Origin of the sequence: Cognatishimia sp. F0-27 (genome assembly GCF_020667845.1) — a bacterium.
Classification (GTDB): domain Bacteria; phylum Pseudomonadota; class Alphaproteobacteria; order Rhodobacterales; family Rhodobacteraceae; genus JAFMPQ01.
The window spans coordinates 1-4,633 of the sequence record NZ_JAFMPQ010000075.1; the positions used below are offsets into that span (position 1 = coordinate 1).

The 4,633-nt window shown below is 54.3% G+C and carries 4 protein-coding genes and 2 pseudogenes; 4 read left to right on the forward strand and 2 right to left on the reverse strand.

What is annotated here, in order from left to right; all coding sequences use genetic code 11:
* Together J1C49_RS21275 and J1C49_RS21280 are read left to right on the forward strand one after the other, a co-directional pair.
* Window positions 1-1,023, forward strand: a 1,023-nt coding sequence (locus J1C49_RS21275; RefSeq protein ID WP_370639446.1) for a calcium-binding protein, incomplete at its 5' end; no start/stop codon positions are given.
* Between the two features lie 290 nt (window positions 1,024-1,313).
* Window positions 1,314-1,538 carry a hypothetical protein gene (locus tag J1C49_RS21280; protein WP_227447828.1) on the forward strand — a complete coding sequence of 75 codons (225 nt, stop codon included), beginning with the start codon at window positions 1,314-1,316 and terminating at the stop codon, window positions 1,536-1,538.
* Window positions 1,539-1,557: 19 nt separating this feature from the next.
* On the opposite strand, the pseudogene J1C49_RS21285 reads toward J1C49_RS21280, so the two are convergent.
* A pseudogene (locus J1C49_RS21285) lies at window positions 1,558-1,827 on the reverse strand (transposase); the annotation flags it as partial.
* A gap of 776 nt (window positions 1,828-2,603) precedes the next feature.
* On the opposite strand from J1C49_RS21285, the pseudogene J1C49_RS21290 reads away from it, so the two are divergent.
* Together J1C49_RS21290 and J1C49_RS21295 are read left to right on the forward strand one after the other, a co-directional pair.
* Window positions 2,604-3,487, forward strand: a pseudogene (locus tag J1C49_RS21290) (restriction endonuclease).
* A 102-nt stretch (window positions 3,488-3,589) separates the two neighbouring features.
* A complete protein-coding gene (locus tag J1C49_RS21295; protein ID WP_227447829.1) occupies window positions 3,590-3,808 on the forward strand; it encodes a hypothetical protein in 219 nt (72 codons plus the stop codon).
* Window positions 3,809-3,849: 41 nt separating this feature from the next.
* Here J1C49_RS21295 and J1C49_RS21300 read toward each other — a convergent pair whose 3' ends face one another.
* Window positions 3,850-4,470, reverse strand: coding sequence for an HNH endonuclease (locus tag J1C49_RS21300; protein ID WP_227447830.1), 621 nt, complete (start codon window positions 4,468-4,470; stop codon window positions 3,850-3,852).
* Between the last annotated feature and the right edge of the window lie 163 nt (window positions 4,471-4,633).

Consider the following 4,633-nt stretch of genomic DNA (forward strand, 5'->3'; position numbering starts at 1 on the left):
GAGGGCGGTGCCGGGCCGGACGTGGTCGACGGGCAGGGCGGCAGCGACACGGCATCTTATGAGCAGTCGGGCGCGCGCGTGGCGATCAACCTTGGCGCTGGCTTTGCCGGTGGTGGCGATGCAGCCGGCGACAGTTTGACCAGCATCGAGAACCTGCGCGGCTCTGCGTTCAACGATATCCTGCGCGGTGATGGGGTTCCCAACGTTATCGAAGGTGGTGCCGGGCCGGACGTGGTCGACGGGCAGGGCGGCAGCGACACGCTGCTTGGTGGCTGGGGCGATGACACGCTGACCGGTGGGGCGGGCGAGGATCGGCTGGAAGGCGACGAAGGGGATGACGCGCTTGCGGGGGGCAGTTTCGCAGACCGATTGTTTGGTGGCCCCGGTGACGACACGATTGATGGCGGGACCAACTTTGATACCGTGTACTACACCGGGCTCGCGGCCGCTGTGACGGTCAATCTTGAGCTTGGCACAGCGACGGGCGGAGGCGGCACGGACACGTTGCTTGCGATTGAAAACGTCTTTGGCTCACCCGGTGACGACAGGTTGACCGGAACACAGGTGCACGGAAACCGGATCGAGGGGTCGACAGGAAACGACACATTGTTTGGGCTCGATGGGAGCGATACGCTGATCGGGGGGGCTGGAGCAGACTCCCTGAATGGTGGTGTCGGGCGGGATTTTCTGTTCGGCGGACCGGCGGCCGATATGTTTGTCTTCAGCGAAATCTCCGACCTGGGCGTGGGATCGTTTCGGCGTGATGAAATCCGCGATTTCGATGCCTCGGAAGGGGATATGATCAGCCTTTTCGAGATCGACGCGGTTGCGGGCACGCTCCCGAATGACGCCTTCACCGTGGTTGCGGGTTTTACCGGAACGGCTGGCGAGTTGACGCTTCTGAACGTTGTGCGCAGCGGTTTGGACGTGACTGTTGTCAGCATGGACGTCAACGGCGATGCCATTGTGGACGGACAGATCTATATCGTTGGTGGCGCGGATGCCGGGGATCTTGTGCTTTAGTGCGGTTTCAGAGGACGGGACTTGCCTTTGGCCGGCGGTTAAAAACGGTTGGCGGGCTCCGGTCCTTGCGAGGATGAGCGGGTGAAAATGCAGGGCCGCTATACCGTTTGATTTCCGATGATGACCGACACGCCACAGGCTGCCTGCCGGCTGGTTGCGCCCAGAATTGTTGGAGGGATTGCACGTGTCAATGGGCTGAGGTCTTCGTCATCTCGCCAGGATCTTCGAAAAATAGGCCGCTGTTGCGTCGGGCGTCGCACGTGAGGTGAATTTGAAACGCAAGGACGGCCATGGCCATTGCATCAGGACCTAGCCAGATATCGTCGCGTGATTTCATGCCGGACGCGCTGGAAGATGGGCTGCGGTTCCGGGTGCGGAGCATCATCAATGACTTGGGCCAGGATCGTCTGGCGACCGCCGTAGACACGAACGTTGCCGGCGTGCGTGTCTCTCGCGAACTTGATCGCGTCGCTGATCCGTCCACTGATCAGCCCCACGTGAGTGGTTCAATTTGATTGTGAGGGCATGACTGGCCTTGGAGGCCATCGGGATAAAGGTTTCCGGGGCCGGTGGGCGGTAACCCAGAGCCCTATTTGGGCGTTTCGTGTGGTGGTGTTTCCTGCATTTTTCGATCAGGATTTGAGCCTCTCGCAAACTGCAGAAGATTTCACCGTTCAAGAACTCATCCCTGAAGCTGGCGTTGACGCTTGCGCAGGATCCGTTCCCCAAGGGAGCACCCGGTTCTATGTCAGCCGTTTTTGTGCCGACGGCTTTGATCCAATCCCGAACGGCCATGGCAACGAAGCCTCGACTTCGGTTCCGGAGCTCATGATGGTGTTGCTGGCTTCGCCGCCAATTCGCGTTTCGCTGTCGGAGGCATCGGGAAACATATCCCTTGGGACAACTGTCTGTTGTTCAGTTGAAAATCGCGTCTCCACTGGATCGCAATATCGTGTAGATCATCGTCGCTCAAGCTTCGGTGGGTATTGGAAGGAGCCGCCTCAATAATCTCATCAGTCTCAACACTTCGCTTGTGGGACGGCGTTCAGCCGTTGATCTGTCGTGAGTCCAGACGCAATTTTTCCCAGGGCCGAAACCCAACACGGATCGCCCATCGTTGGGAACAGAACCTTCGAACTGAAAACTGCCGCCGCGCGGGCATGTGCATTACATCGTGAATCATCGTGCCGCTTAACACAGGAATTCAAACAGTTTGACACCCAGATTGGCTTATAAGCCCCTGTAAAACATGGGCTACATTGGAATATTTGGAAGATTTCCGTCAAAACGATTAAGTGGAGGCGAGTACCGGAATCGAACCGGTGTACACGGATTTGCAATATGTGAACAAAAATAAAATACAATAATATCAGTAATTTATAGCGCAATTTCCGAAGTGCGCCATATTTTGTGCATCGCGATTGTGTGCTGTCTAGATCGGGTGTGTGCCTCGACAGAGCGCAAAAACGATCCGCTTCGACAGCATAGATGTGCCACGCGTCCGATGCTATCATTCATATTGAAACCAATGATTTGAGAGCAGCGAAGTGCCCGTTCCCAGTTATGAAGACTTGATGCCGATGATCCTTGAGCGGGCAATCACAGAGCAGCGCGTCCGTGACGCAGTAGCGGCAATCGCTGATGAACTGAACCTAACTGACGAAGAACGCGACGAGACGATTCCGTCCGGACAGACGACGCTCATTTCAAGTCGGGTTCAATGGGCGATCACTTACTTGGTTCAGGCAGGTTTAATTGAACGACCGAAGCGCGGACATTTCATCATAACTCACGAGGGGCGGACAGTTCTGGACAAAGACCTTCAGAACCTGAACCTCGCCTATCTCAAGAAAATCCCTGCGTTCATCGACTTCATGAATCGGAAGGGCACGAGAAGCACGAATGACGAAACGACCCCCACCACTACCGTCTCTGCAAGCGATCAGAGTCCAGAAGAGATTATTGGCAGTGCATACCAAGAACTCGAAGCAGACCTCAAAGAGCAGATTCTCGAGCGCATCTTGCAGAACTCGCCCGCGTTCTTCGAGCAACTCGTCGTTCGTCTGTTGTCCAGTCTGGGATACGGTCGATCGGATACGCTGGCAGAGGTCATGGGCAAAGTTGGTGATGGCGGCATCGACGGTATCATCCACCAAGACAAACTCGGTCTGGATGTGGTCTATGTGCAAGCAAAGCGTTATGCGCCCGACAACGCGGTCAGTCGTCCAGAGTTGCAGGCGTTCGTCGGAACGCTTGCTGGCGTGTCAGCCACAAGGGCGTCTTCGTGACGACTTCCCGCTTCTCTCCGAACGCGTTGGAGTATCTCAAGACGGTCAATGCGCGGGTCATCACCATCGACGGTCATCGTCTAGTGGATCTGATGATCGAAGGAGGGGTCGGCGTTCGGGTGCGAAAGGTTTTCGAACTTCATCGCATTGACGAGGATTTCTTCTTGGAGGAGTAGCGCGCCACTTTTCAAAAATGAAAAGTTTGCTTGGCCATGTTGCCATCCAAATCATCCAACGATCCCTCCTGATCGTGAACATCCCTCACATCAGGAGAGTGCATGAACGTTCGTATGAAGATCCAGACGCGTCTGGATACGTTGGAGACGCAGTTGAAAGCAGGTGAGCATCTTCGGTCAGCGGAAGGCGTGATCGCGGTTCTAACGACCATCGCATCAGTATCGAGGTTTTGGCGTGTGATGACAGACGAGGAACGGGACTTTGTGAACGCGGCGAAGGTGGCGGTTGAAGATCAGTTACCATGGCGCAAAGTGCACTAAAATAATGCCGATGGTTCGGTATCGTTCGATCCGCGGCGCTTCTATTCTTGGTCTTTGCTTTCGGCTCTGTCTCGGAGCGACCTAACGGGCGTCCAATGATCGTCTCCGGGAAGTAAGACTTTCCAATATAGCCAACCGTTCAAATTTGTTTTCTTGCCATTTTTGGTAACAGCCAAGGCATTCGCTGCTGAGGACAATGATGAATAAGCAAGACCGTTGACCATCAAAACACCATCTTCAAACCTTCCTTCATACACCTGCTCACCGTTTTGGTACTCCATCTTGGCGGGGGTTCCGTGTGGAATGACCACGCCGTCCTGTTCGTAGTCCGTTCCAGCTTCTGGTGGTTGACTAAAACCTCTGTCCTGCATTTTCTTTTGATGGAGATACGACTTCCTAAGTCTCCACTTCTCGTAAAACGCTGATACCTCTTGTTCAGACTTCGGATGACAAGCTTTATGGACAATCGCTCCGTTATTTAACGATGTTTTGCCACCTTGAGAATGTGGTGTGATGTGGTGTACCTCCATATCGTCAAAGGCTACCTCCTTCATGCAAACCGCACAAAGCTTTTCCTGCTCAAAAAACAATATTCGCCGTATAGTATCACCGAATGAACGAGTTGGATCTTTGGGCTTCAATTCGTCGAGGTTGGCGACCATCTTGGATACATAAAATCTATGGCGTCGAGATATATTGTCACCACGATCACTGTTTGTGCGAGTCCATTTGACCTGAGACCCGTTTCCTCCTCCATTTTGAGGTAGAGTCCGTCCCAACGAAGGAGACGGACAGAATGAAGAGATTACGGTTCAGCGAAGAACA